The 25,157-nt window shown below is 65.7% G+C and carries 24 protein-coding genes; 12 read left to right on the top strand and 12 right to left on the bottom strand.

Translation table 11 applies throughout. From position 1 onward, the window contains the following. Window positions 1–19 precede the first annotated feature (19 nt). The 6 genes from E4S58_RS04635 to E4S58_RS04610 all read right to left on the bottom strand — a co-directional run bounded on the left by E4S58_RS04635 (window position 20) and on the right by E4S58_RS04610 (window position 4,724). On the bottom strand, window positions 20–568 hold the full coding sequence (locus E4S58_RS04635) for an SEL1-like repeat protein (protein ID WP_136635123.1): 549 nt from the start codon (window positions 566–568) through the stop codon (window positions 20–22). Between the two features lie 71 nt (window positions 569–639). Then, on the bottom strand, window positions 640–1,431 hold the full coding sequence (locus E4S58_RS04630) for an ABC transporter permease (RefSeq protein WP_136635122.1): 792 nt from the start codon (window positions 1,429–1,431) through the stop codon (window positions 640–642). Then, entirely contained in the window at window positions 1,428–2,144 is a 717-nt protein-coding gene (locus E4S58_RS04625; protein WP_136635121.1) for an ABC transporter ATP-binding protein, read from the bottom strand. Before E4S58_RS04625 ends, E4S58_RS04630 begins: the two co-directional genes overlap by 4 nt. Continuing rightward, window positions 2,141–2,581 carry a hypothetical protein gene (locus E4S58_RS04620; RefSeq protein WP_136635120.1) on the bottom strand — a complete coding sequence of 147 codons (441 nt, stop codon included), beginning with the start codon at window positions 2,579–2,581 and terminating at the stop codon, window positions 2,141–2,143. Before E4S58_RS04620 ends, E4S58_RS04625 begins: the two co-directional genes overlap by 4 nt. A 17-nt stretch (window positions 2,582–2,598) precedes the next feature. Next, window positions 2,599–3,564 carry a YVTN family beta-propeller repeat protein gene (locus E4S58_RS04615; RefSeq protein ID WP_136635119.1) on the bottom strand — a complete coding sequence of 322 codons (966 nt, stop codon included), beginning with the start codon at window positions 3,562–3,564 and terminating at the stop codon, window positions 2,599–2,601. Next, window positions 3,561–4,724 carry an ABC transporter substrate-binding protein gene (locus tag E4S58_RS04610; RefSeq protein WP_136635118.1) on the bottom strand — a complete coding sequence of 388 codons (1,164 nt, stop codon included), beginning with the start codon at window positions 4,722–4,724 and terminating at the stop codon, window positions 3,561–3,563. The genes E4S58_RS04615 and E4S58_RS04610 overlap by 4 nt, the downstream gene beginning before the upstream one ends. Before the next feature lie 175 nt (window positions 4,725–4,899). Here E4S58_RS04610 and pedF point away from each other — a divergent pair, with 175 nt between their 5' ends. The 6 genes from pedF (at window position 4,900) to E4S58_RS04580 (ending at window position 10,854) form a co-directional block, all read left to right on the top strand. Then, a complete protein-coding gene (gene pedF, locus E4S58_RS04605) occupies window positions 4,900–5,598 on the top strand; it encodes a cytochrome c-550 PedF (RefSeq protein WP_136635117.1) in 699 nt (232 codons plus the stop codon). A gap of 1 nt (window position 5,599) precedes the next feature. Next, window positions 5,600–6,502: a substrate-binding periplasmic protein gene (locus E4S58_RS04600; RefSeq protein ID WP_136635116.1), complete on the top strand. Its 903-nt coding sequence runs from the start codon at window positions 5,600–5,602 to the stop codon at window positions 6,500–6,502. A gap of 75 nt (window positions 6,503–6,577) precedes the next feature. Beyond that, window positions 6,578–7,114: an SRPBCC family protein gene (locus E4S58_RS04595; protein WP_136635115.1), complete on the top strand. Its 537-nt coding sequence runs from the start codon at window positions 6,578–6,580 to the stop codon at window positions 7,112–7,114. 26 nt (window positions 7,115–7,140) lie between these two features. Further along, the gene (locus tag E4S58_RS04590) at window positions 7,141–7,626 is read left to right on the top strand and encodes a (2Fe-2S)-binding protein (protein ID WP_136635114.1); all 486 of its coding nucleotides are present in this window, start codon (window positions 7,141–7,143) and stop codon (window positions 7,624–7,626) included. 57 nt (window positions 7,627–7,683) lie between these two features. Then, the gene (locus tag E4S58_RS04585; protein WP_136635113.1) at window positions 7,684–10,053 is read left to right on the top strand and encodes a xanthine dehydrogenase family protein molybdopterin-binding subunit; all 2,370 of its coding nucleotides are present in this window, start codon (window positions 7,684–7,686) and stop codon (window positions 10,051–10,053) included. Between the two features lie 12 nt (window positions 10,054–10,065). After that, entirely contained in the window at window positions 10,066–10,854 is a 789-nt protein-coding gene (locus E4S58_RS04580) for an FAD binding domain-containing protein (RefSeq protein ID WP_136635112.1), read from the top strand. Between the two features lie 140 nt (window positions 10,855–10,994). On the opposite strand, the gene E4S58_RS04575 is transcribed toward E4S58_RS04580, so the two are convergent. Next, window positions 10,995–13,097 (bottom strand): 4Fe-4S binding protein, encoded by a 2,103-nt coding sequence (locus E4S58_RS04575; protein WP_136635111.1) that lies wholly within the window; start codon window positions 13,095–13,097, stop codon window positions 10,995–10,997. Window positions 13,098–13,200: 103 nt separating this feature from the next. Between E4S58_RS04575 and E4S58_RS04570 the strand changes: the two genes are divergently transcribed. Together E4S58_RS04570 and E4S58_RS04565 are read left to right on the top strand one after the other, a co-directional pair. Then, entirely contained in the window at window positions 13,201–13,965 is a 765-nt protein-coding gene (locus tag E4S58_RS04570) for an ABC transporter permease (protein ID WP_136635833.1), read from the top strand. Between the two features lie 87 nt (window positions 13,966–14,052). Next, a complete protein-coding gene (locus E4S58_RS04565) occupies window positions 14,053–14,427 on the top strand; it encodes a c-type cytochrome (RefSeq protein WP_136635110.1) in 375 nt (124 codons plus the stop codon). 3 nt (window positions 14,428–14,430) lie between these two features. On the opposite strand, the gene E4S58_RS04560 is transcribed toward E4S58_RS04565, so the two are convergent. Together E4S58_RS04560 and E4S58_RS04555 are read right to left on the bottom strand one after the other, a co-directional pair. Next, on the bottom strand, window positions 14,431–15,609 hold the full coding sequence (locus E4S58_RS04560) for an ROK family transcriptional regulator (protein WP_136635109.1): 1,179 nt from the start codon (window positions 15,607–15,609) through the stop codon (window positions 14,431–14,433). A gap of 6 nt (window positions 15,610–15,615) precedes the next feature. Then, window positions 15,616–16,398 carry an ATP-binding cassette domain-containing protein gene (locus E4S58_RS04555; RefSeq protein WP_136635108.1) on the bottom strand — a complete coding sequence of 261 codons (783 nt, stop codon included), beginning with the start codon at window positions 16,396–16,398 and terminating at the stop codon, window positions 15,616–15,618. 184 nt (window positions 16,399–16,582) lie between these two features. Between E4S58_RS04555 and E4S58_RS04550 the strand changes: the two genes are divergently transcribed. From E4S58_RS04550 to E4S58_RS04535, 4 genes are all read left to right on the top strand, one after another. Further along, on the top strand, window positions 16,583–17,518 hold the full coding sequence (locus E4S58_RS04550; protein ID WP_136635107.1) for a sugar ABC transporter substrate-binding protein: 936 nt from the start codon (window positions 16,583–16,585) through the stop codon (window positions 17,516–17,518). A 75-nt stretch (window positions 17,519–17,593) separates the two neighbouring features. After that, window positions 17,594–19,153 carry an ABC transporter permease gene (locus E4S58_RS04545; RefSeq protein WP_136635106.1) on the top strand — a complete coding sequence of 520 codons (1,560 nt, stop codon included), beginning with the start codon at window positions 17,594–17,596 and terminating at the stop codon, window positions 19,151–19,153. Beyond that, a complete protein-coding gene (locus E4S58_RS04540; protein ID WP_136635105.1) occupies window positions 19,146–20,105 on the top strand; it encodes a PfkB family carbohydrate kinase in 960 nt (319 codons plus the stop codon). Before E4S58_RS04545 ends, E4S58_RS04540 begins: the two co-directional genes overlap by 8 nt. Window positions 20,106–20,108: 3 nt before the next feature. Next, entirely contained in the window at window positions 20,109–20,768 is a 660-nt protein-coding gene (locus tag E4S58_RS04535; RefSeq protein WP_136635104.1) for a transaldolase family protein, read from the top strand. Window positions 20,769–20,772: 4 nt separating this feature from the next. Here the strand turns inward: E4S58_RS04535 and E4S58_RS04530 are convergent, their stop codons facing one another. From E4S58_RS04530 to E4S58_RS04520, 3 genes are all read right to left on the bottom strand, one after another. Continuing rightward, on the bottom strand, window positions 20,773–21,411 hold the full coding sequence (locus tag E4S58_RS04530) for a response regulator transcription factor (RefSeq protein WP_136635103.1): 639 nt from the start codon (window positions 21,409–21,411) through the stop codon (window positions 20,773–20,775). 98 nt (window positions 21,412–21,509) lie between these two features. After that, window positions 21,510–23,819: an ATP-binding protein gene (locus tag E4S58_RS04525; RefSeq protein ID WP_136635102.1), complete on the bottom strand. Its 2,310-nt coding sequence runs from the start codon at window positions 23,817–23,819 to the stop codon at window positions 21,510–21,512. Window positions 23,820–24,198: 379 nt separating this feature from the next. Next, window positions 24,199–25,053, bottom strand: a complete 855-nt coding sequence (locus tag E4S58_RS04520; protein WP_169052593.1) for an IclR family transcriptional regulator — start codon at window positions 25,051–25,053, stop codon at window positions 24,199–24,201. Between the last annotated feature and the right edge of the window lie 104 nt (window positions 25,054–25,157).

Below are 25,157 nucleotides of genomic sequence, written 5' to 3'. Positions count from 1 at the left end.
CCTGAGAGGCCAACTGAACCTAGAAGACGGGGGCGTATTTCCAGTTGTCGGCATCCGGCGTGACCTCATCCAGGTCATAGCCCGAGGACTGCAGGCGCTGCGCGATGTCCAGCCCTTCGGCGGCGGCGGTGTCGACATACTGGCGGCCCAATGCCTCGTCCTTCGGCACGCCGTGCCCGCGCATCAGGTTCAGGCCATGGTTGAACTGCCCGACCGGATCACCGGCCTCGGCCGCACGGCGATCCCAGTCGGCGGCGGCATCGGGGTCGTACTCTGCCCCCAACCCGTTGTTGTCGAGCTGGCTCATCCAGGTCATGGCCCCGGTGTAGCCCCGGGCCGCGCAGGCCTCGAACACCGCGCGGGCCGAGGCGTGATCGCCCGCCTTGGTCATCAGGTAGCCGCTGGCGCAGACCATCATGTCGACCTCGCCGCGCCCGGCCCGTTCGACGTTCTTCTGCCAGGTCATCTCGTCCGGATTCAGGGTGCCGAAGGTTGCCGGATCCTCTTCGGCCCGGGCGCAGGGCACTGTCAGGGCCAAGGCGATGACGGCGGTCAGGTGATGTCTCATGCGGTCCTCCTTGGGGGGCATGGTAGGCAACCGGGGCGGCCCGACCAAGCCTGCCATGGTCGCAAGACGGGTCAGCCCTTGCGACCTTTCATGCCGCGCGCCGGGTCGTAGCCCCGGATCGCGCCGAGGGAGAAGATCGCCGTGGCCAGCAGCACCCAGCCCAGGGCCGGAAGGTTCAGCTGCTGGTAAAGTGCGAAGCGGATCAGCTCGACCCCGTGGGTGAAGGGGTTGAAGGCGCAGATGGCATGAAGAAGTTCTGAGCTTTCAGCCATCTTCCACAGCGGGTAAAGCGCCGAGGACAGGAAGAACATCGGGAAGATGACAAAGTTCATCACCCCGGCAAAGTTCTCCAACTGGCTGATGAAGCTGGACAGCAACAGCCCAAGCGCCCCCAGCATCACGCCCGTGACCACCAGCGCGGGCAGCACCGTGAGATAGCCCAAAGGCGGCGCGGTGATGCCGAAGGCGGCCGCGATGGCGAGGAAGGCATAGACCTGCAGGACCGAGATCGCGGTTGATCCGATCAGCTTGGACAGAAGCAGCCAGCCGCGCGGCAGCGGGCTGGTCAGCAACAGCTTCATCGACCCCATTTCGCGGTCGTAGACAAGGCTGAGCGAAGACTGCATCCCGTTGAACAGCATGATCATGCCGCACAGGCCCGGCACGATGTAGGTCTCGTAGGTGATGTAGGTGGCGTAGGGCGCAATGATCGACACGCCAAGCGCCGCGCGGAACCCCGCGGCAAAGACCAGCAGCCAGACCAGCGGGCGGACAAGGGCGGCGATGAACCGTTCGCGCTGATGGACGAACCGCAGCGCCTCGCGCCAGACGATGGCGCGCAGGGCGGTGAGATACCCGGTCATGCCCCCTGCCCCGTGAGGTGCAGGAACCGGTCCGACAGGGGCGCATCCCCGGCGATGTCGCGTGCGATGCCGTCTGCCAGAACCCGGGCGCGGTGCAGGATGACCAGACGGTCGTCGCCGCGCACCTCGTCCGTCAGATGGGTGGCCCAGAGGACCGAAATACCCGTGCCCGCCAGTTCATGCACGTGATCGGTGATCGCCTGGCGCGCGGCTGCATCAAGGCCCACGGTCGGTTCGTCCAGCAGCAGCACCTGCGGGTCGTGCAGCAGGGCGCGGGCGATTTCCGTGCGCCGCCTGTGGCCGCCGTTGAGCGCGCGGGCCTTTTCCCCGGCCCGGTCGCGGATCGCAAGCCGGTCAAGCGCGGCGTCTATCCGACAGGCGGCGTCACGGCCCGCGATCCCGTGCAGCGCGGCGAAATACATCAGATTCTGACGGACCGTCAGATCCAGATCCAGCGTGGTCTGCTGAAAGACGATCCCCAGCCGCGCCAGGGCCTTGCGCGGGTCACGCGACAGATCGTACCCGGCGATCTCGATCCGGCCTTCGGGCGTCGTCAGCAGGCGGGTCAGCAGGGCGAAGAGCGTCGACTTGCCCGCTCCGTTCGGCCCCAGAAGGGCGCAGAAGCATCCCGGTGCAAGGTCGAAGGACACCCGGTCCAGCGCCTGCTTTGCCCCATAGGCATAGGACAGCCCGGATACCCTCAGCCCGCTCATTCGATGGTGATGTCCAGCCGCTGCGTCTCGCCCGTGGTGCCCGGGATCTTGATATGATAGCGGCCGGGTTTGATGGCGATAAAGCCGATCTCCATCTCTCCGGCCTCGTCGAATTCGACACTGTCGAGACCGAGCGGGCGGATTTCCAGCCCTTCGACCACGATCTCGTCGATCCAGATGGCGCGGAAAAACTCGGGGCCGACCAGCGCCAGTTCCTGGCTGCCGTCGCCCTGGATCTCGACTTCGTAGTAGGTGCCGGATTTCAGCACCCAGGGTGCCTCGGCCAGCGGCATTCCGGCCGACAGGATGATGGGCGGCAGGTCCTGCTTGTTCTTGCCGGACAGAAGACCCGCCGCGCCAAGGGACGGCGCGTCGTCGTCGGCCATGGCGAAGGTCGCCGTCAGCATGGCGATCAGCGTGATCCAAAGCAGTTTCATCGCCTGTCCTTTCAGCATCAGTCAGTCGGGCGGAAGGCCGCGCCCCAGGGGAAGCGGCCGACCTTGATGGATTTCAGTGCCTTGCGACCGGCCACGTCGATCACGGTGACATCGCCGGACACGCCGTTGGTGGTGAAAAGCCGCGTGCGGTCGCTGTTGAAGGCCATGTGCCAGACCCGGCGGCCGACAAGGATGTAATCCTCGACCTCGTAGGTCCTGGCGTTGACCACGGCGACATGGTTGGACGGCCCTAGCGCGACAAAGACATGGCTGTCGCCCTCGGTGAACTCAAAGCCCACGGGCTGCACGCGGTCGGGGTGGATGCCCTTGATCTCGAACGTGATCTTGGCCTTTTCGGTCTGGGTGGCGGTGTCGAAGACGGTCAGGGTGCCGCCGATTTCCGAGCTCACCCACATCTCGGACCCGTCGCGGGTGAATTCCGCATGGCGCGGGCGGCTGTCGACCAGAGTGTTGGCGAAAAGCTCCTGCGTTCCGGTGTCGATCCAATGCGCCATGTTGGTGGTTTCCGAAGTCGTGATGGCGATCTTGCCATCGGGCGACACGGCCATGCCCTCGGGTTCGACGCCGACGTCGATCTGGGCTACGACCTTGCGGGTCTGCGTGTTCACGACCGTGGTGATCGCGTCGTCTTCGTTGGCGATGTAGAGGTGCACGTCGTCGGGGTGCAGCACGAACTGTTCAGGGTCTTCGCCCGACGGCAGGTCATGCAGGATCTCTCCGGTGGCGGGGTCAATCACCTGCACGGCGTCGCTGTCGGAGGCGCAGATGTAGACCCGCGAATAATCGTGCGAAAAGGTGATGCCGCGCGGGCGTTCGCCGGTGGCGTAGGTCTGGATGACTTCAAGCGTGTCGGTATCGATCACGCTGACGGTGTCGTCCTTTTCGTTGGTCACCCAGATCTCGTCGGCCAGCGCGGGGGCGCCCATCATCAGGATCAGGGCAAGGGCAGTGGTGGTTTTCATTTGAAGGCCTCGCAGGTGCTTTCGGGAGCGTCCAGCCCGAGGGTATCGAGTTCGTTGACCCGGTGCAGGAAGCCATCCAGCGGCGCCTGGGCGACCAAGGCGCGGGGGTGCGCCACGGCGATCGGCTGGCGCAGCTGGCCATTCCAGCGGCGGTAGGTCAGCGGGCGCCCCTTGAAGCCTGCCAGCTCGAAGGCGTCGGACAGGATGTAGTCGCGCAGCACCTGTGGGTCGTCCGACCCGGTGCGGGTCACCGCCTCTCCGATCGTGCGGAGGGCGGCCCAGGCGGCGTAGTCTTCGGATTGCATGTCGCGGGCGTGGGCTTCGTGGAAGCGGGATTGCAGCTGCGCGGCGCCCCATTGTTCGATCACCGGGCTCCAGGTCACGGCCGTCAGCCCTTCGGATCCGACGACGGGCCGGGCCTGCCAGGTGTTGTACAGCACGTAGCGGCCAAAATCGTGCAATTCGTCCGCCAGGATCAGCGCGTCGTAATCGCCCAGATCCTGGGTGAACAGCGGCACCTCCTGCGCGGCGTTGCGGCGCATGTCGGCGTCGAAAGCCCAGGTCTTTTCCGCCTTCAGACGCAGGCCGAACTTGGTCAGCGACCGGCGCAGCGCCTCGGCATAGGCCTCGTCCTGCGGGTGCGTGCCCGATATCAGCGCAAGGTCGGTCCAGCGTTTCTGCACCAGCACCTGCGCCAGCGCATCGGTGCGCATGGCGTCCGAGGGCAGCGTATGCAGCAGGTTCGCCCGGCAGTTCCCATCCCGTAGCGCCGCCGCACCCGAGGAGGCATTGAACAGCAGCGCCCCCTGCGCCTCGGACATGTCGGCGATGGCCAGTTGCACCTCGGGGGCTGCATCAAGGACCAGGAACCGGTGGTTGGCCAGCAGCGCGCGGGCGGCAGGCAGCGGGTCGTCCCCTTCGCCGACCACCGTGCTTTCCAGCGTGTAGGCCTGGCCCAGGAACCGACCGGTCGTGGTGTTGTCCGACAGCCCCGTCAGCGCACCGGCGAGGCCAAGGTCATCCGGCACGGGATCGAGGTTCGACAGGGTCGGCGGCATGGGCTGCGCGACCTGGAGATGGGCGATGCCCACGGTCAGATCGGCCCGCGCCTGGGCGGCACACAGCGCGATCAAGGCCGCATAGACCATGCGTCTGAACATCCCGGTCTCCTCCTGCCGGGGACGCTATCCGGCGGGGGTGGGCCGGGCATATTGGACCAAGGTCGCAGTGGTGCCCGCGCCGACCGCCCCTGCCCCCCAACCAAAGTCGAATACCGCGAAAGATGCGCGGCCCATACAACTCCTGCCAACGCTCATCTGCCCGAGGAGACCAGATATGACGCTTGCCAGCCCCCGGACGTTCGGCCTTGCCGCCGCGCTTACAGCCCTTGCCGCCCTTGCCCATGCCCACGGCGACGTGGCGCCGCAGGCGGTCGACACCACCGGCCTGCCCGAAACCGGTGAAGACTGGCTGACCGAGAACCCCTATCGCGCCGACAAGGTGGGCGATGACGTCTGGAAGACGGCGGTAGAGATCGGCGCCTCGGGCTACAACCAGAACTGCGCGCGCTGCCATGGGCTTGAGGCCGTGTCGGGCGGGTTGGCGCCGGACCTGCGGTTTCTCGAGGCCGAGGAATACGGCGACGAATGGTACGTGGAACGGTTCCGCTATGGCTATACCCAGAACGGCATCACCAAGATGCCCGAGTTCGGAGAGCTGCTGGGCCAGGACGCTGCCTGGGCGATCCGCACCTATATCGAGACGCGCCCCGACACCGACCAGATGGAAGAGGTCTCGGACGAGCTGAAGGCGATCCGCGACCAGCTGGCGGGCTATGCCAGCGACGACAGCGGGGCCGACCCCGAAGCGCTGAAAACCCGACTGACGGAGATCGCGACAGGTATCGAAACCCTGTCCGGCGCACCGGTGGCGGATTCGGTGGCCTACCGCGCCGCCAACATGATCGACGGCACCCAGGACGCCTATGGAAAGGCGGCCGAAACGCTGACGATCGGCCTGTCGGCGGCCCATTGACATGCGTCTGACCGCGATCCTCCCCGCGGTGGTGGTGGCGGGCCTGTCCCTTGTCGGACCGGCCCGCGCTGCCGATCCCTGCGCCGACTTTGTCCCGCAGGCCAGGCCGCAGAACGTCGGGGCGAACGAGGTCGGGCAGGACCTGGACACGCTGATCGACCAGGGCCACATGCGCTTCGCGGTCTACGCCGATTACCCCCCCTACAGCTGGCAAGAGGGCAGCACCCCGCGCGGCGTCGACATCGACATCGCCCGGCTGATCGCCCAGGACCTTGGCATCGAGGCGCGGTTCACCTTCGTCACCGCCGATGAAAACCTCGAGGCAGACCTGCGCAACAACATCTGGCGCGGCCCGGTCGTGGGCGGGCGGGTGTCGAACGTGATGATGCGGATCCCCTACGATTCCGCTTTCAAATGCCGGGTCGAACAGGCGGTCTTCACCGGACAGTACGCGGCCGAAAGCATCGCCATCGCCTATGCCCGCGACGCCTATCCCGAGGAGAAGCCCGTGCCGGCCTATTTCCGGTTCGACACGGTGGCGGTCGAGAACGATTCAATCTCGGATTTCTACCTCACCGGCCTGGCCGGGGGTCAGGCCGCCGCCAACATCCACCGTTTCCCGGCCATGTCCGACGGCATGGCCGCGCTGGATGCGGGCACGGTCATGGCCGCCATGGGGCCGCGCGGTCAGCTGGAATACGGGCTGACCAGGCGCACCGATCTGCACCAGCCGCCGCTCGCGGGGTTCGCCGTCAGCCGCTGGACCCTTGGCGTGGCGGTGAATTTCCGGTTCCGGCCCCTTGCCTACGCGGTCGACGACGCTGTGGCGCGGGCGCTCGACGACGGGCGGATCGCCGCGATCTACGCAACCTACGGGCTGACCCATCAGCCCCCCGAACGCTAGGGCCTACGCCCTTGGTCGAATATCGCGGGCCGTCGGCAGCGCCTAGGCTCGGACCCAAACCAAAGGAACCATGTGATGAACCTGAGTGATCAGAAACGGATCGGCGCGGATCGGGAGACGGTGTTCAACGCCCTTCTCGACCCCGAGGTGCTGAAGGCCTGCGTGCCCGGCTGCGAAGAGATGACCGGATCGCCCGATGAGGGGTTCGAGGCCACGGTGACCCAGAAGGTCGGACCGGTGAAGGCGACCTTTCGCGGCGTCGTGCAGCTGAGCGACATCAACGCCCCCGAGAGCATGACCATCACCGGCGAAGGCAAGGGCGGCGCGGCCGGGTTTGCCAAGGGCGGGGCCAAGGTCCGGCTGGAAGCGGACGGCGCCGCAACGATCCTGCATTACGAGGTCGACGCCAAGGTCGGCGGCAAGCTGGCGCAGCTGGGCAGCCGCGTGATCGACGGCTTTGCCAAGAAGACCGCCGACCAGTTCTTCACCAATTTCCAGGACACCGTCGGTCGGCCCGAACCCGTGGCCGACCCGGCGGCTGACGTGACCACCGAAGGTGCCCCGGACGCGGGCGAGAAGAAAAAGGGATGGCTCCGGCGGCTTGTCGGCTGACCGGACTGCATAAAGGGAGGAATGGCATGGCCAAGGTAACAATGACGATCAACGGGCGGTCGGTGACCCGCGACGTGGCCGGAGAGACGCTGCTGTCGTCGCTCCTGCGCGACGATATCGGGCTGACCGGCACCCACGTGGGCTGCGACACCTCGCAGTGCGGCGCCTGCACGGTGCATGTGAACGGCACGTCGGTGAAATCCTGCACCATGTTCGCCGCCGAAGCCGACGGTGCCGAGGTGACGACCATCGAAGGCATGGCCAACGCGGATGGATCGCTGTCGGTGATCCAGGCGGCGTTCCAGGAACATCACGGGCTTCAGTGCGGCTTCTGCACGCCGGGCATGGTGATGACCGCGTCCAACCTGCTGAAGGAAAACCCGAAACCGACGGAAGGCGAGGTTCGCGCCTACCTCGAAGGCAATATCTGCCGGTGCACGGGCTACCACAACATCGTCAAGGCGATCCTGGCCGCATCCGGCCAGGACGTCAGCGCCATCGCGGCGGAATAAGACGCAGCCGCCGGGCAGGCCCCTGCCCGCGCCACGACTTACAGGGAGAGAAAACACATGCCCAAGGACACTGGTATCGGTGCCTCAACCCGCCGCCGCGAGGACGTACGTTTCCTCAAGGGGAAGGGAGAATACACCGACGACATTTCCGCCCGCGACCTGGCCCATGCGGTCTTTGCGCGATCGACCATGGCTCATGGCCGGATCGTGTCGATCGACACCTCGGCGGCCGAAGCCATGCCCGGCGTGCTGGCCGTCTTCACCGGCGAGGATTTCGTCGAGGTCGGCGGCAACCCGGCCGGCTGGCTGATCAACAGCCGTGATGGCACGCCGATGAAGGAACCCAAGCGCCCCGTGCTGGCGCATGGCAAGGTGCGCCATGTCGGCGACGCCTACGCCGCCGTCATCGCCGAGACCAAGCAGCAGGCGATGGACGCGGTCGAGGCCATCGAGGCCGAGATCGAGGAACTGCCCGCGATCATCGACGTGAAGGCCGCCCTTTCGGGCGACACCTTCGTGCATGACGAGATCGAGACCAATCAGTGTTTCGACTGGGGCTGGATCGAGGACAACCGCGCGGCCACCGACGCGGCGATCAAGGGCGCGGCCCATGTCACCACGCTTGAGCTGGTGAATAACCGGCTGGTGCCGAACGCGATGGAACCGCGGTCCTCGATCGGCGCCTACAAGGAATCGGGTGACGAATACACGCTGCACACGACTTCGCAGAACCCGCACCTGACGCGGCTGCTGATCTCGGCCTTCGTGATGGGGATCCCGGAAAACAAGCTGACCGTGATCGCGCCGGACGTGGGCGGTGGCTTCGGATCCAAGATCTATCACTACGGCGAAGAGGCCCTGGTGCTGGCCGCGGCCAAGCGCACGGGCCGCACCGTCAAGTGGACCGCCGACCGGACCGAGGCCTTCCTGACCGACGCCCATGGTCGTGACCACGTGACCAAGATCGAACTGGCCACGGATGCCGACGGCAAGTTCCTGGCGTTCCGGACCGAAACCTATGCCAACGTCGGCGCCTACCTGTCGAACTTTGCCACGGCGACGCCGACCTTCCTGCATGGCACGCTGATGGCGGGCAACTACACGGTGCCCAATGTCTACGTGAACGTGAAGGCGGTCTTCACCAACACCGCGCCGGTCGATGCCTATCGCGGAGCCGGTCGGCCAGAGGCCACCTATTCGCTGGAACGTGTCATCGACAAATGCGCCCGCGAACTGGGCATGGACCCGATCGAACTGCGCCGGAAGAACTTCGTGAAGCCGGACATGTATCCCTATGCCTCTGCCGCCGGTCTGGAATACGACAGCGGCAACTACGACGCGCTGATGGACCAGATGCTCAAGGTCTGCGACCGCGACGGGTTCGAAGCACGCCGCAAGGACAGCGAAGCCAGGGGTATGCTGCGCGGCTTTGGCGTCAACGCCTATATCGAGGCCTGCGGCATCGCGCCGTCGAACCTTGTGGGTCAGTTGGGCAGCCGCGTGGGTCTCTACGATGCGGCGACGGTGCGGGTGAACGCCACCGGCAACCTGTCGGTCATGGTCGGCGCGCACAGCCACGGTCAGGGCCACGAGACGGTCTTCCCGCAGGTTGTGGGCGAGATGCTGGGAATCGATCCCCAGAGCATCGACATCGTGCATGGCGACACCTCGAAGATCCCCTTCGGCATGGGCACCTATGGCTCGCGCAGCCTTGCGGTCTGCGGGTCTGCCGTGGTGCGCGCGACCGAGAAGATCATCAACAAGGCCAAGAAGATCGCGGCCCACATGATGGAGGCCTCGGACAGCGATATCGAGTTCAAGGACGGGCAATTCACGGTCGCGGGCACCGACAAGTCGGTCAGCTTCGGCGAAGTGGCCCTGAAGGCCTATATCCCGCACAACTTCCCGCTCGAGGACATCGAACCGGGGCTCGAGGAAACCGCCTTCTACGATCCGGCGAACTTCACCTACCCCTCGGGCGCCTACTGCTGCGAGGTCGAGGTCGATCCCGAGACCGGCAAGGTCCGGGTCGATCGCTTTGCCGCCGTCGACGATTTCGGCAACGTGATGAACCCGATGATCGTGACCGGCCAGGTGCATGGCGGGCTGGGCCAGGGCATCGGCCAGGCGCTGCTTGAGGGGTGCAAGTACGACGAGGACGGCCAGCTTCTGTCGGCCAGCTACATGGATTACACCATGCCGCGCGCCGACGACCTGCCCTTCTTCACCGTCGACCACAGCCAGGGCACGGCCTGCACGCACAACCCGCTTGGCGTGAAGGGCTGCGGCGAGGCCGGGGCGATCGGGTCGCCGCCGACCATCGTGAACGCGGTGATCGATGCGCTTCAGTCGGGTGGCAAGAACGTCACCCATATCGACATGCCCCTCACGCCGCACGCGGTGTGGACGGCAATGACCAACGCGTAAGGAGGACCGGACATGTACGCATTCGACATTGAACGCCCGACCACCATCGCCGACGCCGTCGCGGCGCTGAAGGCCGACGAGGCCCAGCCGCTGTCGGGCGGGCAGACGCTGATCCCGACGCTCAAGGCGCGTCTGGCGGCCCCGTCCAAGCTGATCTCCCTGTCGGGGATCAGCGACATGATCGGGCTGTCGGACGAGGGCGGTGCACTGCGCATCGGTGGCGCGACCAAGCACGACACCGTGGCCAAAGAGGCCGGGGCGACCCACCCGGGTCTCGCCGGTCTGGCGGCGCGGATCGGTGATCCGGCGGTGCGCCATCGCGGCACCATCGGCGGATCCATCGCCAACAACGACCCGGCGGCCTGCTATCCCTCGGCGGCGCTGGCCCACGGGGCGACCATCGTGACCGACCGGCGCGACATCGCCGCGGACGACTTCTTTACCGGCCTCTTCGACACCGCGCTGGAGGACGGAGAGATCGTCACCGCCGTCAGGTTCCCCCGCCCCGAGGCGTCGAACTATCAGAAGTTCGAACAGCCCGCCTCGCGCTTTGCCATGGTCGGCGTCTTCGTCGCCAAGTTCGCAGATGGCGTGCGCGTGGCAGTGACCGGTGCGGGCGAGGACGGCGTGTTCCGTTGGACCGAGGCCGAGACGGCGCTGTCGTCCTCATTCACGCCCGGCGCGGTCGAGGGGCTGTCGGTCAGCGCGGACGGGCTGATTTCGGACCTGCACGGCAGCGCCGCCTATCGCGCGCACCTGATCAAGGTGATGACCAAGCGGGCGGTTGCGGCGGCCGAATGACTGTCGGTGCGGGCGGTGGCTTCCATCGCCGCCCGCACCACAGACCCGGCCGCGCCCTCGGATCCCGGCCGGTTCACACTCTCCCTGAGGACTGGGGCCCGCGTTCATCGCGGGCCTTTTTTGTTGGTCTCGTAAAGGGGTTATTTCGCCGGAACACCCGTCAGGCGACGATTGCGCCGTGCCCTGATAATCAGCGGCACGCATTGCGCCGGATCGTCGTGGATCGTCACGCAGTCCAGGCACTGGAAGCATTCGGAATAGTCGATGGCGCCGTCCTTTCTGATCGCGCCGTAGGCACATTTGACCTTGCACAGCTGACAGGGCGATCCGCATTCGGCGCGCCGGGCGATCCAGTCACGGCCCCGCAGCAGCCCGCCGATGGCCATGACCGCCCCAAGCGGACACAGATAGCGGCAGAAGCCCTTGAACAGCACCATCGACAGCACAAGCAGCCCGGCGGCATAGGCGACGTAATACCATTCGCGCAGGAAGAAGGTGGTGACGGCGGTCTTGAAGGGTTCGACCTCGATCGCCTTGTCGAGCCGCGCGGGCGCGGTGAAGACCACGACGACAAGTGCCACAAGAACCACGTATTTCAGGCCCTTCAGGCGTCGATCCCACCTTTGGCTGACCTCGATCTGCGGCAGGTGCAGCAGGCGGCCCAGGTGATGGGCAAATTCCTGCATCGCGCCGAAGGGACACAGCCAGCCGCAGAAAAGCCCCCGCCCCCAGGCCAAGAAGCCAAGGATGGTGACGCCCCAGATGGCCAGCGAGAAGGGATCGTAAAGAAGAAAGGCAAAGCTGCCGCCGTCCTTCAGCGTTCGGATCACGCCAAGCGGGGTTGCGATCGACAGCTGCCCCTGCCCCCACCACCCGACGAAGCCGATGACGAAGCCAAGGATGCCAAGCCGGATCGCGGTGAAATGGCGATGCCCCGCCAGCCGGTTCATGCGCCAGCCCAGGGCCATGACCAGCGCGATCATGAACAGCCCCAGCACGATCAGGTCGGCCTGGCGGTTGCGCAGCGCCTCAAGCCAGGGCGGGACGGGTCTGGGCAATTCCGGCCGGATGAAGAACCGGGCGTCGGTGACATGGGTCGCGGTCAGCTGCACCGACCCGATTTCGGGCTGAAAAACCCCGTGTTCGCGCAATGCCTTGACCTGCAGCATCCATTCGGTCGTGGGATCGAACCCCAGCCGACGATCGGTGCGCAGGATCAGGGCGGTGCCGTCGCGCACCGCTTCGGGCACAGCATCGCTCATCTCGACATAGATGTCGGCGTCGCGCAGGGCGACCGGAAAGCCGCCCTGTTCCGCGCTCAGCAGATCGGGCGCGGTGTTGCGGATGAACTCTTCGGTCACCAGCCCGTGGCGTGCGGTTTCGATCACCAGGATCGGTTCGTCCGTCGTCGCGATCTCCATGAAGCCCTGAAGTTCACGCAGGCTGCCCGACGACAGCACCGCGCGCGCAATCGAAGGCGGGCCAAGGTCGATGATCCAGAGATCGAGGTACGTGCCTTCGGGGTCGGCCTGCGCTTCGGCATCGTCGTCTTCCCAGAGCGTGCCGGCGAAGGCCGCGTCGACCTCGGCATTGGTGACGATCTTGCGGGTGACAAGGCCCTGGGCGATCAGGTCGTCCCAGCTCAGGTCTTCGTCATGGGTCGGATCGGGATAGGCCGGCGGGCCAGCGGACAGACCGCCCATCTTTTCCCGCGCGACCTTCAGCGCGGCGGCCAGGATCGTCTCATGCGCGATCCGGACCGAAGCCGTCGCCTTGGTCACGCCGTCCAGGTAGACCAGCGCGCTGCCGTCCGTCGCCCCGCCATAGGGTGTTCCGACCACGAGGCTGTCGGAAATCGAATGGCCCCGGTACTGTTCGACGAACGCATGAAAGGGCGCCTGCCCCAGCCCCGACACGAAGATCGGTTCGTTGTGCGATATCAGCTGCACGTCAAGGAACCGCCCGTCGAGGTCCAGCACCACCAGCAGGTTGATCGGCGCGCCGGAAAACCCGGGAAGCGGCGCCGTGGGTTCGGTTTCGAACACATAGCCCGCCTGCGCCCCGCCGGAATTCAACAGCTCCCACACGCCGTCGTCGGTGATCCTTTCGCCAAGCGACATGGGCGGGGCGACCAGCGGCGCGATGCGGTCGCGCGGCAGGGGATCGGACAGGGCCACGACCGCAAGGGCCAGCCAGATGCAGGCAGCGGCAAGGACGACGGACAGGGGACGGTACAGGATCATGGCGGCAGGTTAGGGCCGCGCCGACAGCACCCATATGCGACCTTGGTCGTGGCCCATGCCTTTGCGTATGGGCGGCGTGGGCGTTCCGTGGCAGGTTCCGATCATGGCCCCGCCCTCGTCACAGTCCCCAGCCCCCGTCGTCGCCGTGTCGCTTGCGGCGCTTGGCCTTGTCTGGGTGGTGGCGGCGTGGCTGGGCAACGACCCCTCGGTGCTGCCCGGCCCGGGCGAGGTATGGCGGATCGCCGTGCAGGAAACCGCGGCCGGAGAGCTGCCGTTCCACATGTGGGCGACCCTGCGGCGGGTTCTGTTGGCGTTTGCGCTGGCCATGGTCTTCGGGCTGGTGATCGGCGTCGGGCTGGGCCTGTCGCCGCGCCTGAACCGCTGGCTGTCGCCCTGGCTGGTGGTGATGCTGAACATCCCCGCGCTGGTGGTGATCGTGCTGTGTTACCTCTGGATCGGGCTGAACGAGGTCGCGGCGATCACGGCGGTGGCGCTGAACAAGACCGCCATGGTGGCCGTGACCCTGCGCGAAGGTGTCCATGCCATGGACCGGCAGCTGTCGGACATGGCGCGGGCGTACCGTATGCCGGGGCTGGCGCGATTGCGGCACGTGATCCTGCCGCAGCTCTGGCCCTTTGTGGCGGCCAGCACGCGCAACGGGCTGGCGATCATCTGGAAGATCGTGCTGGTGGTCGAATTCCTGGGCCGCAGCAACGGGATCGGGTTCCAGATCCACCTGTATTTCCAGCTGTTCGAAACCGGCTACGTGCTGGCCTATTCGCTCAGCTTCGTGGCGCTGATGCTGGTGCTGGAATACGGCGTTCTGCAGGTACTGGAGGCGCGGGCAACGCGCTGGCGCAGGGCCTGAGAAGCCGACGGGTGCGCCGCGACCTTGGTCTTATTTTCCACGATCCACGCGCCGCATATGGTCAGCCGAAACCCAGGAGGATCCCCCATGCCACGCGCCCTGCCCCTTGTTCTTGCTTTGACGCTTGCGACCCCGGCGCTGGCCGACGGAGACGCCGCAAGCGGCGAAAAGGTGTTTCGCAAATGCAAGGCCTGCCACCAGGTTGGCGAGGGCGCGGAGAACCGCACCGGACCGGCGTTGAACGGCATCGTCGGCAAGGCGGCGGGCACGGCGGAGGGGTTCGACTATTCCTCGGCCCTGCAGGACGCGGCGGCGGACGGGCTTGTCTGGGACGAGGCGTCGCTTTCGGCCTATCTGGCCAAACCGCGCGACTTTCTGAAGGGCACGCGGATGTCCTTTGCCGGGCTGCGCAAGGAAGACGACGTGGCCGATGTCATCGCCTTCCTCAAGACGCATCCCTGAGCGTCACATCAGGTCAAACTCTGTCACCGCCTGGAAGGGCAGCAGCGCGCTGCCCAGGGACCGGGCGGTGACACCAAGGTCTCCGGCGATGATCCGGAAGGGCCGGAGCCCGCGCGTGTCGTACCTGGGACAGGCGGCGCGCGTGGCCTCGACCAGCCGGGCGCGCAGGGCGTCGGACAGACTGGTGTCCAGCACCACGGTGCCCAGATCCAGGATTGCCTGCCCCGCGACGAAGGTGAAGGCCAGCGCGGGCGCGGCTACGGCGATCCAGTCGTCCAGCACACGCGCGGCGGTCTCATCCAGCGGCGCGTCCGCGTAGAAGACCTGCGGGTCGAGGCCCGCGGCTTCGGCCATGTCCTCGAGATGATGGAGAGAGGCCGCGTCGATCAGCTGTTGCCCCCCGCCCGTCCGGACCACCTGCATCGGCATCGACCCGATGGCGGCGGCGTTTCCGGTGCGGCCTTCGAAGACGCGGCCGTCAATTGCCAGCCCGCCCCCCGCGAAGGTGCCAACGTAGACATACATGAACGATTGCGCGTCCGTCGTCTGACCCAGCTTCAGCGCGGCGAGGCACGCGGCCGAGGCATCGTTCATCTGCGACACGGGCATGGCGAAGGTCGCCTCGATCTCGGCGCGCAGGTCCGACACGTCCCAGGGCGCCATAGATCCTTCCGGTGCGCCGATGGTGCTTTCCCAGCTGCTCAGCGCATCGGGCAGCGACAGGCCGATGCCGAGGACACGGGCCGCGCGGTCGGGGCCAAGCCCGTCGATCAGGTCCCGTGTCGTGTCGAGGATCTGCGTCCGGACGGTGTCGTAGATCGGGTAATCATAGCGGGTGCGGCGGTGTTCGATGATGCGGTAGTCAAAGCCCATGGTGGCGATTTCGACGGACTGCCGCCCGATCTTCACGCCGATGGTCAGCGCGCCTTCGGGATCGATCGCATAGGGTTTGGACGGCTGGCCGACCCGCCCGCGCACGCTTTCACCGGCGCGCAGAAGCCCCTCGTCCTCAAGCCGGTTGACGATATTGGTCGCCGACTGCGCCGACAGGCCCGTTGCGCGGGCGATGTCCGCCTTGCTCATCGCGCCGGCCTGCCGGACGAGGCTGAGGATGTGCCGTTCGTTCTCTGGCCTCTGGCTGGGGGTCAAGGGGGCCTTTGTCGGGTGGTCGGTGAAGGTCATGGGCCGTCAGATGTAGCTGGCGTTGTCGTGCACACCCTGATCGACCCCGGTGATCATGGCCACCACGTCGTTGCCGCTGGCGGTCTTGGCGTCCAGCACCCCGGCGATCCGGCCCTGCCGGAAGACGACGATCCGGTCGACCAGGTTAAAGACCTGCCGCAGGTTGTGAGAGATGATGATGACCGGCACGCCGCGTTCCTTGAGCCCGCGGATGATGTGTTCGACCCGGGTGGTTTCCTGGATGCCAAGCGCGGCGGTCGGTTCATCCATGATGATCAGTTTCGATCCCCAGCCGGCCGCGCGGCTGATCGCGACGCACTGGCGCTGGCCGCCCGACATGCCCGCCACGGGCTGGCGCGGGTCGGGGATCTTGATCCCGGTTTCGTCCAGCAGTTCCTTGGCGCGCTTGGCCATGGCCTTCTTGTTCAGCCAGGACAGCGGGCCGAGGTTGAACCGCACCTCTTCGCGGCCCAGAAAGATGTTCGCGGGCACGTCAAGATGATCGGCCAGCGCGAGGTTCTGGTAGACGGTTTCGATGCCATGTTCGCGCGCCTCCTGCGGCGAGGCGAAGTGCACCGGTTCACCATCGACGAAGACCTCGCCCCGGGTGCGCTGTTCGACCCCGGTGATGTTGCGCACGAAGGTGGACTTGCCTGCACCGTTGTCCCCGACGATGGCGATATGTTCGTCAGCATACATCTTGAAATCGGCATCATTCAGCGCCTGAACGCCGCCGTAATGCTTGGTCAACCCCTTGGTCTCAAGGATGATTTTGCGATCTTGGGCCATGTGTCCTCCCCTGTCGCAGCAATGATGCCGGACCAGTCCTCGGGCCTAGAAGGCACCGGGAGGCGCATCCTGTCAATACTTAAATCAAGTTGATTTATTTATTGACAGGCAGGCAGAGAATCGCGCTTTCTGTCTGCATCAGAGCCGCGGGCAAGGAGGCCTTCGGCATTTGGGAGGAGCACCAATGAACATGAAACTCACCTTCGCGGGTGCAGCCATTGCCGCGCTCATCGCGGGGACTGCCGCCCAGGCGCAGGACGTGATCGGCTATATCACCAAGTCCGCCACCAACGCGGGCTGGATGATGATCAACCAGGGCGCCGCCGACGCGGCGGCCGAGGAAGGCGTGCAGCTCGTCTCGGTCGGGCCGTCCTTCCAGGGCGATCTGTCCAGCCAGCTCGAGGTCTTCGAGAACCTCGTCGCGCAGGGCGCCAAGGCCATCGGTGTCGCGCCGGTCGACAGTTCGGGCATCGCGCCGGCGGTCAACGACGCCATGTCGGCAGGCATCCCGATCATCGCCATCGACACCGGTGTCTCGGGCGCTGACGTGACCTCGTTCGTGGCGACCGACAACTTCGCCGTGGCGAAGGAACAGGGCAACGCCGCGGCCGGCCTGGTCGAAGACGGCGATGCGGTGATCTACGTCACCGGCAATCAGGCGCAGTCGACGGGGCAGGAACGCCGCAACGGCTTCATGGAGACCTTCAAGGCGCAGCGCCCGAAGTCCGAAGTGATCGAAGTGCCGACCGAATGGGACAGCGCCCAGGCCCAGGAAGGGGTCGAGGCGATCCTCAATTCGCGCGACGACATCAAGATGGTCGTGAACGCCTGGGACGGCGGCACAATGGGCGCCAAGGCGGCGCTGGAAAACCTCGGCTACGGCGCGGGCGACGTGAAGCTCGTGGGCTTTGACGGCGCCTCTGATGCCATCGTCGCGATGGACGAAGGCTGGGTGCACGCAGACACGGCGCAGATGCTGTACCAGATGGGCTACCAGGGGATCAAAGCCGCCGCCGCCGCCGCGCGGGGCGAAGACGTGAACCCACGCATCGACACCGGCTACTTCCTGGTGACGCCGGAAACCTCGGCCGAATACAAGAAAATGATCGGGATGGAGTGATCCGGACCCGACCGGCGCAGGCCAGACCTCCGGCCTGCGCCCCCTTCCACGCCTTTCCCACATGAGAGATCTGCCATGACGGACGCGACCCACAGCACTCCGGTGCCCCGGCTTTCCCTGCAGGACCGCATGATCGCCCTGCTGGTCCGCTTCTTCCGGGCCGAATGGTCCGGCGCGCTGCTGGCGATCGTCATCCTCGGCCTCGCGATCGAGGTCGCGACCACCGACACGATGTTCTTCCGGCCGTCGAACCTGATGACGATCCTCAACAACTCGGCCGCGATCGGCGTGGTGGCGGGGGGCATGACGCTGATCATCCTGACCGCCGGCATCGATCTGTCGGTCGGGTCGGTCATGGGGCTGACGGCGGCGCTGACCGGTTATGTCGCCAGCTTCTGGGGCTTCCCCCCTGCCCTCGCGATCCTGACGGGGCTGGGCATCGGGCTGGCGGTCGGGGCCTTCAATGGCACGCTGGTTGCCTATTTCGGGATGCCCGCCTTCATCGTGACGCTGGCCGGCCTGTCGATCTGGCGCGGCACCGGGCACCTGACGACCAATGCGCAGGCGACGCCCAAATTGCCCGAGGCCTTCGACTATTTCGGCCGCTACAATCCCTTTGCCGGACTGCGCCAGGCCTATCGCGACGGAGAGCTGACCGGGATCTGGGAAAACATCGGCGCGTTCGTCGATGCCAATTGGCTGAACTTCTTCCGCACCTTCCAGATGTCGATGCTGATCTTCATCGCCTTCTTCCTTGTCCTGTCCATCGTGGTCGCGAACACGCGCTATGGCCGGTATGTCTATGCCATCGGGTCCAATGAACCGGGGGCGCGCCAGGCCGGGATCAACACCCGCCGCTACACGCTGATGACCTACATGTTCGGGTCGTTCGCCGCCGCCTTCGGTGCGCTGCTGTTCCTGGGCCGCGCGCCCTATGCCAAGTCCGACTATGGCCAGATGTGGGAACTGGACGCGATCGCCGCCGTGGTGATCGGGGGAACGTCGCTGTTCGGCGGACGCGGGTCCCTGTGGGGGACCTTCATGGGGGTCATCCTGCTGAAACTGATCAACAACGGGCTGACGCTGGCACAGCTGAACACCTTCTGGCAGATGGTGGTGACCGGCGGGATCATCCTTGTCGCCGTCGGCATCGACATCGTGCGCCAGTCCCGCGACCCCGAGGCCGTGCGCAAACTGCTGGCCACCGTGGGGGCCTTCATGGCCTTCCTGACATTGATGACCCCGGCCTCGGTCTGGCTGCGCGCCAAGATCAGCCTGGGCGAACACGCCGCCGCCATGGCCCTGCGCGAGGCGGGTGACACGCTGGCCCCCGGCCACACCGCCCGCCTGATGGAGCCCGAGGCGATCCAGGCCGCGCAGCTGGCCGCGCAGTCGACGCTAGTCGGCACGCTGGTGCTGCTGGTCTTGACGATCCTGGCGGCGGTCAACATCTTCCGCGGCGCGCGCCCGATGACGTTGGTCCTGGCGGCGGGCTTTGTCGTCATGATCCCGGTGGTCGCGCTGATGGGATACCAGGCTGCCACGCCCTTCCTTGTCCTCGGGGCCTGCGCGCTGGCCGCCAGCGCCTTTGTCTTCACCCTGTTCGAACGTGCACGGAGCCTTTCGCATGACTGATATCCGGATTGCAGTCGGCGGCGAGAACCTGATCGACCAGGTGACCACCGACGGCGACACCGTCTCTCACCCCGGCGGATCGCCGTTCAACGTGGCCATGGCCGCCGCACGTCAGGGCGCAGCGGTCAGCTATGTCTCTCCGATCTCGACGGATGCCTGGGGACAGATGCTGGCGGGGCGGCTGACGGACGACGGCGTGACACTGACCGGCGGGCGCAACGACCTGCCCAGCACCATGGCCAAGGTGACGGTCGAGGCGGGCATCCCGTCCTATGTCTTCGACCGCGACAAGACGGCCGAACGTGCGGTGACCGAGGCCTCTCTGCTGCGCGCGATCCCGGATGACGCGCAGGTCGTGCACACCGGATCGCTGACGCTGATCGACGGCGCGGATGCGGCGGCGTGGGAGGCGACGATGGCCCACCTTTACGCATCGGGCAAGGTGGTCAGCCTGGATCCGAACGTGCGGCTGTCCATCATCCGCGACATCCACAGCTACCGCGCCCGCATCCTGCGGATGATCCGGCGCGTGCACGTTCTCAAGCTGTCGGACGAAGACCTTGAGGGGCTGTTCCCGGGCACCCCCGAGGCCGAGGCGATCGAAGCGCTGCGCGCCGCCACGCCGGCCAGGCTTCTGGTGCTGACGCGCGGGGGCGCAGGGGCCAGCGCCTGGGTCGACGGATCGGTCGTCGAGGTGCCGGTGCACCCGGCGCAGCCGCTGGTCGATACGGTCGGCGCGGGGGACACCTACATGGCGTCGCTGCTTGTGGGGCTGGGTCTCATGGGATACCTCAGCCCGGCGCGGCTTGACACGCTGACGGCAGCGGACGCGCAGACGATCATGACCCGGGCCTCCCGGGCGGCATCGCTCAACTGCGAACGCGCCGGGTGCAATCCCCCGACCGAGGCAGAGCTGGCCGCCGCAACGCCCCGGACCCCGGAAAGGACCTGAGCCATGGATCTTTATCTCGACAGCGCGATGACGGCGGACTGGGACCGGCTGATGCCCACGGGGCTGTTCACGGGGATCACCACGAACCCCCTGCTGGCCGCGCGCGCGGGGCTGTCCTATCCGCAGATCGACTGGGCCGCCATGGCGCAGCATGCCGCCGATCTGGGCGCGAGCGAACTGCACGCGCAGGTCTATGGCGCGCCCGACAGCTATGCCGCCTGGGCCGATGCCCTGCTGGAGGCCGGGTCGCGCGCCGGGATCCGAACCGTCGTCAAGGTGCCGCTGATCGAAGAGGCGATCCGCCAGGTGCCCGCGCTGAAGGCTGCGGGCTGTCCGATCCTGATGACCGCCTGCTACGACGCCAAGCAGATGCTGGTGGCCAGCGCGCTTGGCGCGGATTTCATCGCGCCCTACTTCGGCCGGATGCTCGAGGCCGGGCTGCCGGCTTACGAGGCGATGGCGCAAATGCTGGCGGTCACCCGGTCCCCCGGCAACCACACGCGGGTCCTGATCGCGTCGCTGCGTGACACCGACCAGCTGTGCCGCCTGTCCGAGATGGGGCATGACTGCTTTACCATCGCCGCCAGCGTGGCCGACATGCTGCTGACGGACGACAGGTCCGTCGCGGCGGTGCAACAGTTCGAAGAGGCGGCCCGCGCCTGACGCGTCAGGGCCGCAACGGCCCGTCATCCTGCAGGGTCGCGGCCAGCCGGACCAGTTCGACCAGCGACTTGACCCCGATCTTTTCCAGGATCCGCGCGCGGTGATGATCCACGGTGCGCGGGCTGATCCCAAGGGCGCCGCCGATTTCCTTCGACGACACCTCGGCGGGGTTGGCCAGCACGTGGTTGACCACCTCGGCCTCGCGGTCGGTCAGCCGGGCAAAGCGTTCGCGCAGCGCGTCCTGCGACGCGGTATCGGCCATTCGGGCCGAGGCCATCTGGTAGGCCGTCGCGATGCGGTCCAGCAGATCCGACTGGCGGAAGGGTTTTTCCAGAAAGTCGACCGCCCCGCCCTTCATCGCCTGCACGGATTCCGGCACGCCGCCGTGACCGGTGATGAAGACGACCGCCAGCGGCCAGTTGCGACGGTTGAGTTCCTGCTGAAGCTCAAGCCCGTTCATGCCCGGCATACCGTAATCCAGGACAAGACAGGCCGCGCGCGTGCCGTCGTAGGCGTCAAGGAAGGACGCCGCCGAGGCATAGGCTTCGACCTCGTAGCCGCGCTGGCCAAGGGCCCGCGTCAGTGACGTCCGGATATCCTGATCGTCGTCAACGATAAAAACGAGAGGCGGTCGAGTGGTCATTCAGCTTTGTTCGGGATCAAATCCGGGTTCCTGATCATATAAGTTTTTCGGGCGACTTGTCATCTGCCCGGCACGAAACGGTATTCCATATTGCCGGATCATGCATCTGCAACATCGATGGTGAAGTAGAAATTGGCGCCGTCGGGCTCTCTTTTCTCGTGCCAGAGGCGACCGCCGTTGGCCTGCACAATCGATTTGCAGATCGACAGGCCAAGTCCCATCCCCGCAGGCTTGGTGGATTCGAAATCCGTGAAGAGGCTGATCTTCGGATCGACGCCCGGCCCGGTGTCGGCAACGCAGACGCGGATCTGATCGCCGGTATCCTCGGCCGAGATATGGATCCGCCGCCCGGCATTCGGGCTGTCGTTCAGCGCCTCGATTGCATTGCGGATCAGATTGACCAGCACCTGCGCAATCTGAAGCCGATTGGCATTGACCAAAGGCAGGCGGTCGAGATCGGCGGTGATGGTGACGCGCGCCGACCGGGCCTCGGCGATGACCAGCTGCTTGGTCTGGTCCACCAGATCGGCCAGATCGAAATGCGTGCGCGTGCCTTCGTCGCGCCGGATGAAGGCGCGCAGGGCCTTGATGATCTCGCCCGCCCGCATCGACTGTTCGGCGATTTCTTCCAGCGTGGCGCGCAGGTCGGCATCCGCGTTGGCCATCTGATCCACGGCATACAGCGCACTGTCGGCGTTCTGGGTGATGGCGGTCAGCGGCTGGTTCAGTTCGTGCGCCAGACCGGCGGCCACCTGCCCCATGGTCTTGTCACGCGAAAGGTTCGACAGATCGCGGCTCAGGTGGGCGATCTGGTCCTCGGTCTGGCGGGCCTGGGAAATGTCTTCGATCGTCAGCACGTAATGCAGCGGGGTCCCGCCCGCGTTGAAGATCATGATGCCGGTCACGACGACCCAGATCACGCTGCCATCGGGGCGCAGGCAACGCAGCTCATGCGTTGTCTCGTGCGGGTCGTCGCCCTGGCCGGGGTTGAACGCCAGGAAGGGCGGGTCATCGGGGTGGGCAAGGTCAGAAAAGGTCATGCCCGCCAGCGCCTGCGCCGAATAGCCAGTGATCGCGACAAACCGGTCGTTCACCCGGCTCAGGTGCCCCGTCTCGGCGTCGATCTGCGCCATCCCGCGCGACGACAGGTCGAAGGTCTGGCCGTATTCGATTTCCGTCGCGCGCCGCGCTGCGATTTCCTGCATCAAGGCCTGGTTGGCGTTCTCAAGCTCTTGATAGGTTTTGGGCTGCGGGTCGTTCGGGTCGATCTCGCCCTGCGAAATCAAGGCCGAGCGGACGGCAAAGGCGCGCACGGGCTTGTAGATGTAATTGGCCAACCCCAGCCCGCACAGCCCGGTGACGATGGCCACAAAGACCGCGATCCAAAGGTTCGTCGTCCTGTTCTGTTCGATGACGGCGGTAAAGTCGCTTTCCGGCGCATAGGCGGCCGTGATCCAGGGCAGGTTTTCGTCGATCGGCGGCATGACGACCGAGACATAGGTTTCACCGCTGTAGGTGAACTGTGACAGCGTCTCCTTCTCGACCGAGATCATGCCGTCCTTTAACAGATGCCCGAAGGCCGCAGGAACAATCGGATCGTCGAAGTTCTGAACATCGACAAACCGCAGCGATCCGTCGGCATCCTTGGTTTTCAGCAGGGCCTTGTCGGGATGCGCGATGACATCCCCGTTTCGGTGGATGATCAGGGCCTTGCCGGAGGCTCCGATGCGCAGGCGGGCCAGGAAATCAGAGATCTCGCTGATCTCGATATCGACACCGACGATGCCGCGCACCGCATCCGGCCCCTCGAGCACGGGCGAGGCCAGGGTGATGCCGGGCCGCTGCGACGAAAAGAAGATATAGGGATCGGTCCAGATCGTGGTCAGCTGTTCGCGGGCGCGAATATACCAGGGCCGGGTGCGCGGATCATAGGGATCTTCCGGATCGACCTTCCGGTCTATCATGTTGAATTCATTGTCACGCCAGATCAGATCGACGCTGCGGGTGTCGCCATCCATGCGGATGATCTTGGTGCGGAAGGGGCCGATTTCCTGGCTGCGCATGACGTAGACGAAACCGCCGTCTTCGGTGCCGTGATAGACGCCGGCGAACTGCGGCGCGATCTGCAACTGCTGGAACAGCAGGCGCTCAAGCTGTTCGGGCACATCGCTGGCGACCACGCGGTCTTCAGCCAGACGCGCCGACAATTCCGCCGCGCCGCGTGCCGGGTTCAGGAACCCGCGTGAATGTTCGATGGCGTTGGTGCCGATGTCGCTCAGCAATGCACGCGCGTGATCCAGAAGCGCGCGCTCCGACGTCACGAAGGACGAAAACACCACCGCCAGCACCGCGATCAGCTGCAGCCCGGCCAGGCCGATGGCCAGCAAAGCCCCGAGTGAGTTGCGCATGGCCTGTCCCCTGTTCCATCAGCGAGGCCCCGCGCCCCGGCCCATTGCATTTCACAAAGCGGCATTTCACGCAACTGTGAGCGCAAACAGTCCACATAGGCAAAACTACGCAGGCAATGATGCGCATTTTACACCATTCCTTTACCATGCATAAATTGCGTCAGGTCCCCATACCCACAAGTCGAACATGCTGCACTTTCGTGCGGTAAGTTATTCAAAAATAAATTTTTCCGGCGTTTGTGAGTGGACGCTTATAGCAATTTTTTTGATTGGAAGCCGGCGTAGGGTCCCCACCCCGCGCCGGTTTCTTTTTGCCCTTGCGCCGCCGTGCAATGTCGTGCGCCCGGCTGGCCAATGTCACCTGTCAACACCCACCACATCACCATGGCGGACGCCACCCCAGCCGGGCCGAAAGATGCAGAAGGCGTGGGCCGAATTCCTCCTCGAGCCGCGCGTCATTCAGAAGAAAGGTTGGACCGCCGCAATTCAGCGACATGAACGTGCGGTGATCGCTATCGTAAATCGGCGTCGCCACGGCACGCACATTGCTGCGCCATTCACTGTCGACAATGCAAAAGCCCTTGGTCCGGACGTCCTCGATCGATTTCAGAATGCGGTCGTGCAATTCAGGCCAGGCGGCGCCGTAGATGACCTCCCATCTCGCGAATTTTGCATCAAGCTCGGCATCGGACAGGCAGGCCAGATAGGCGCGCCCGGCCGAGGTATTGGCCATTCCGATCCGCCGCCCGACATCCAGAAGCACCCCGTCGGCCGTCGCCGCCGCATTGGCCGCAACATAGATCATCGTGTCTTCTTCGGGCCAGGCCAGCGCGACCGAGGCATTGGCGGCATTGGCCAGATCCTGCATGCCCGACTGCAAAAGCTGGCGCACCCTAAGCTTGCCCATCACCGTGTAGCCCAGCGTCAGCAGCGCCGGGCTGGGATAATATTTCCGACTGCGATTGCGCTTGAGATAGCCAAGTTCGGTCAGCGTGTGGGTCAGCCGGGTCACCGTGGCCTTGGCGATGCCGGTGCTTTCCGACAGATCCCCGTTGCCTAGCGCCCCGTCGCGCAGACGGAAGGCCTGCAGGATCTGCATCGCGCGGGCAATGGACCAGATGAACTTGCGATCCGCGCCATAGTCGGCCTCGAGACTGGCCAGATCCCGGGTGCCCAGCAGGCTCGCCGTGGTCTGGCGGTCTGGGAGACGCGGTTTGAACGGTGTTTTGGTCATCGGTGGTCCTGATGGATCGGGGGACGGGCCAGTCACCAGCATGAAATTTCACAATTGCAAAATCAAGTACCGCTCTGCGGTATTTGTGCCTTGCAAGTGGCGCG

The organism is Pseudooceanicola onchidii (assembly GCF_004959925.1).
GTDB lineage: Bacteria > Pseudomonadota > Alphaproteobacteria > Rhodobacterales > Rhodobacteraceae > Pseudooceanicola > Pseudooceanicola onchidii.
Note: the sequence above shows the minus strand (reverse complement) of the source record. Positions and strands in the feature narration are given on the sequence as shown.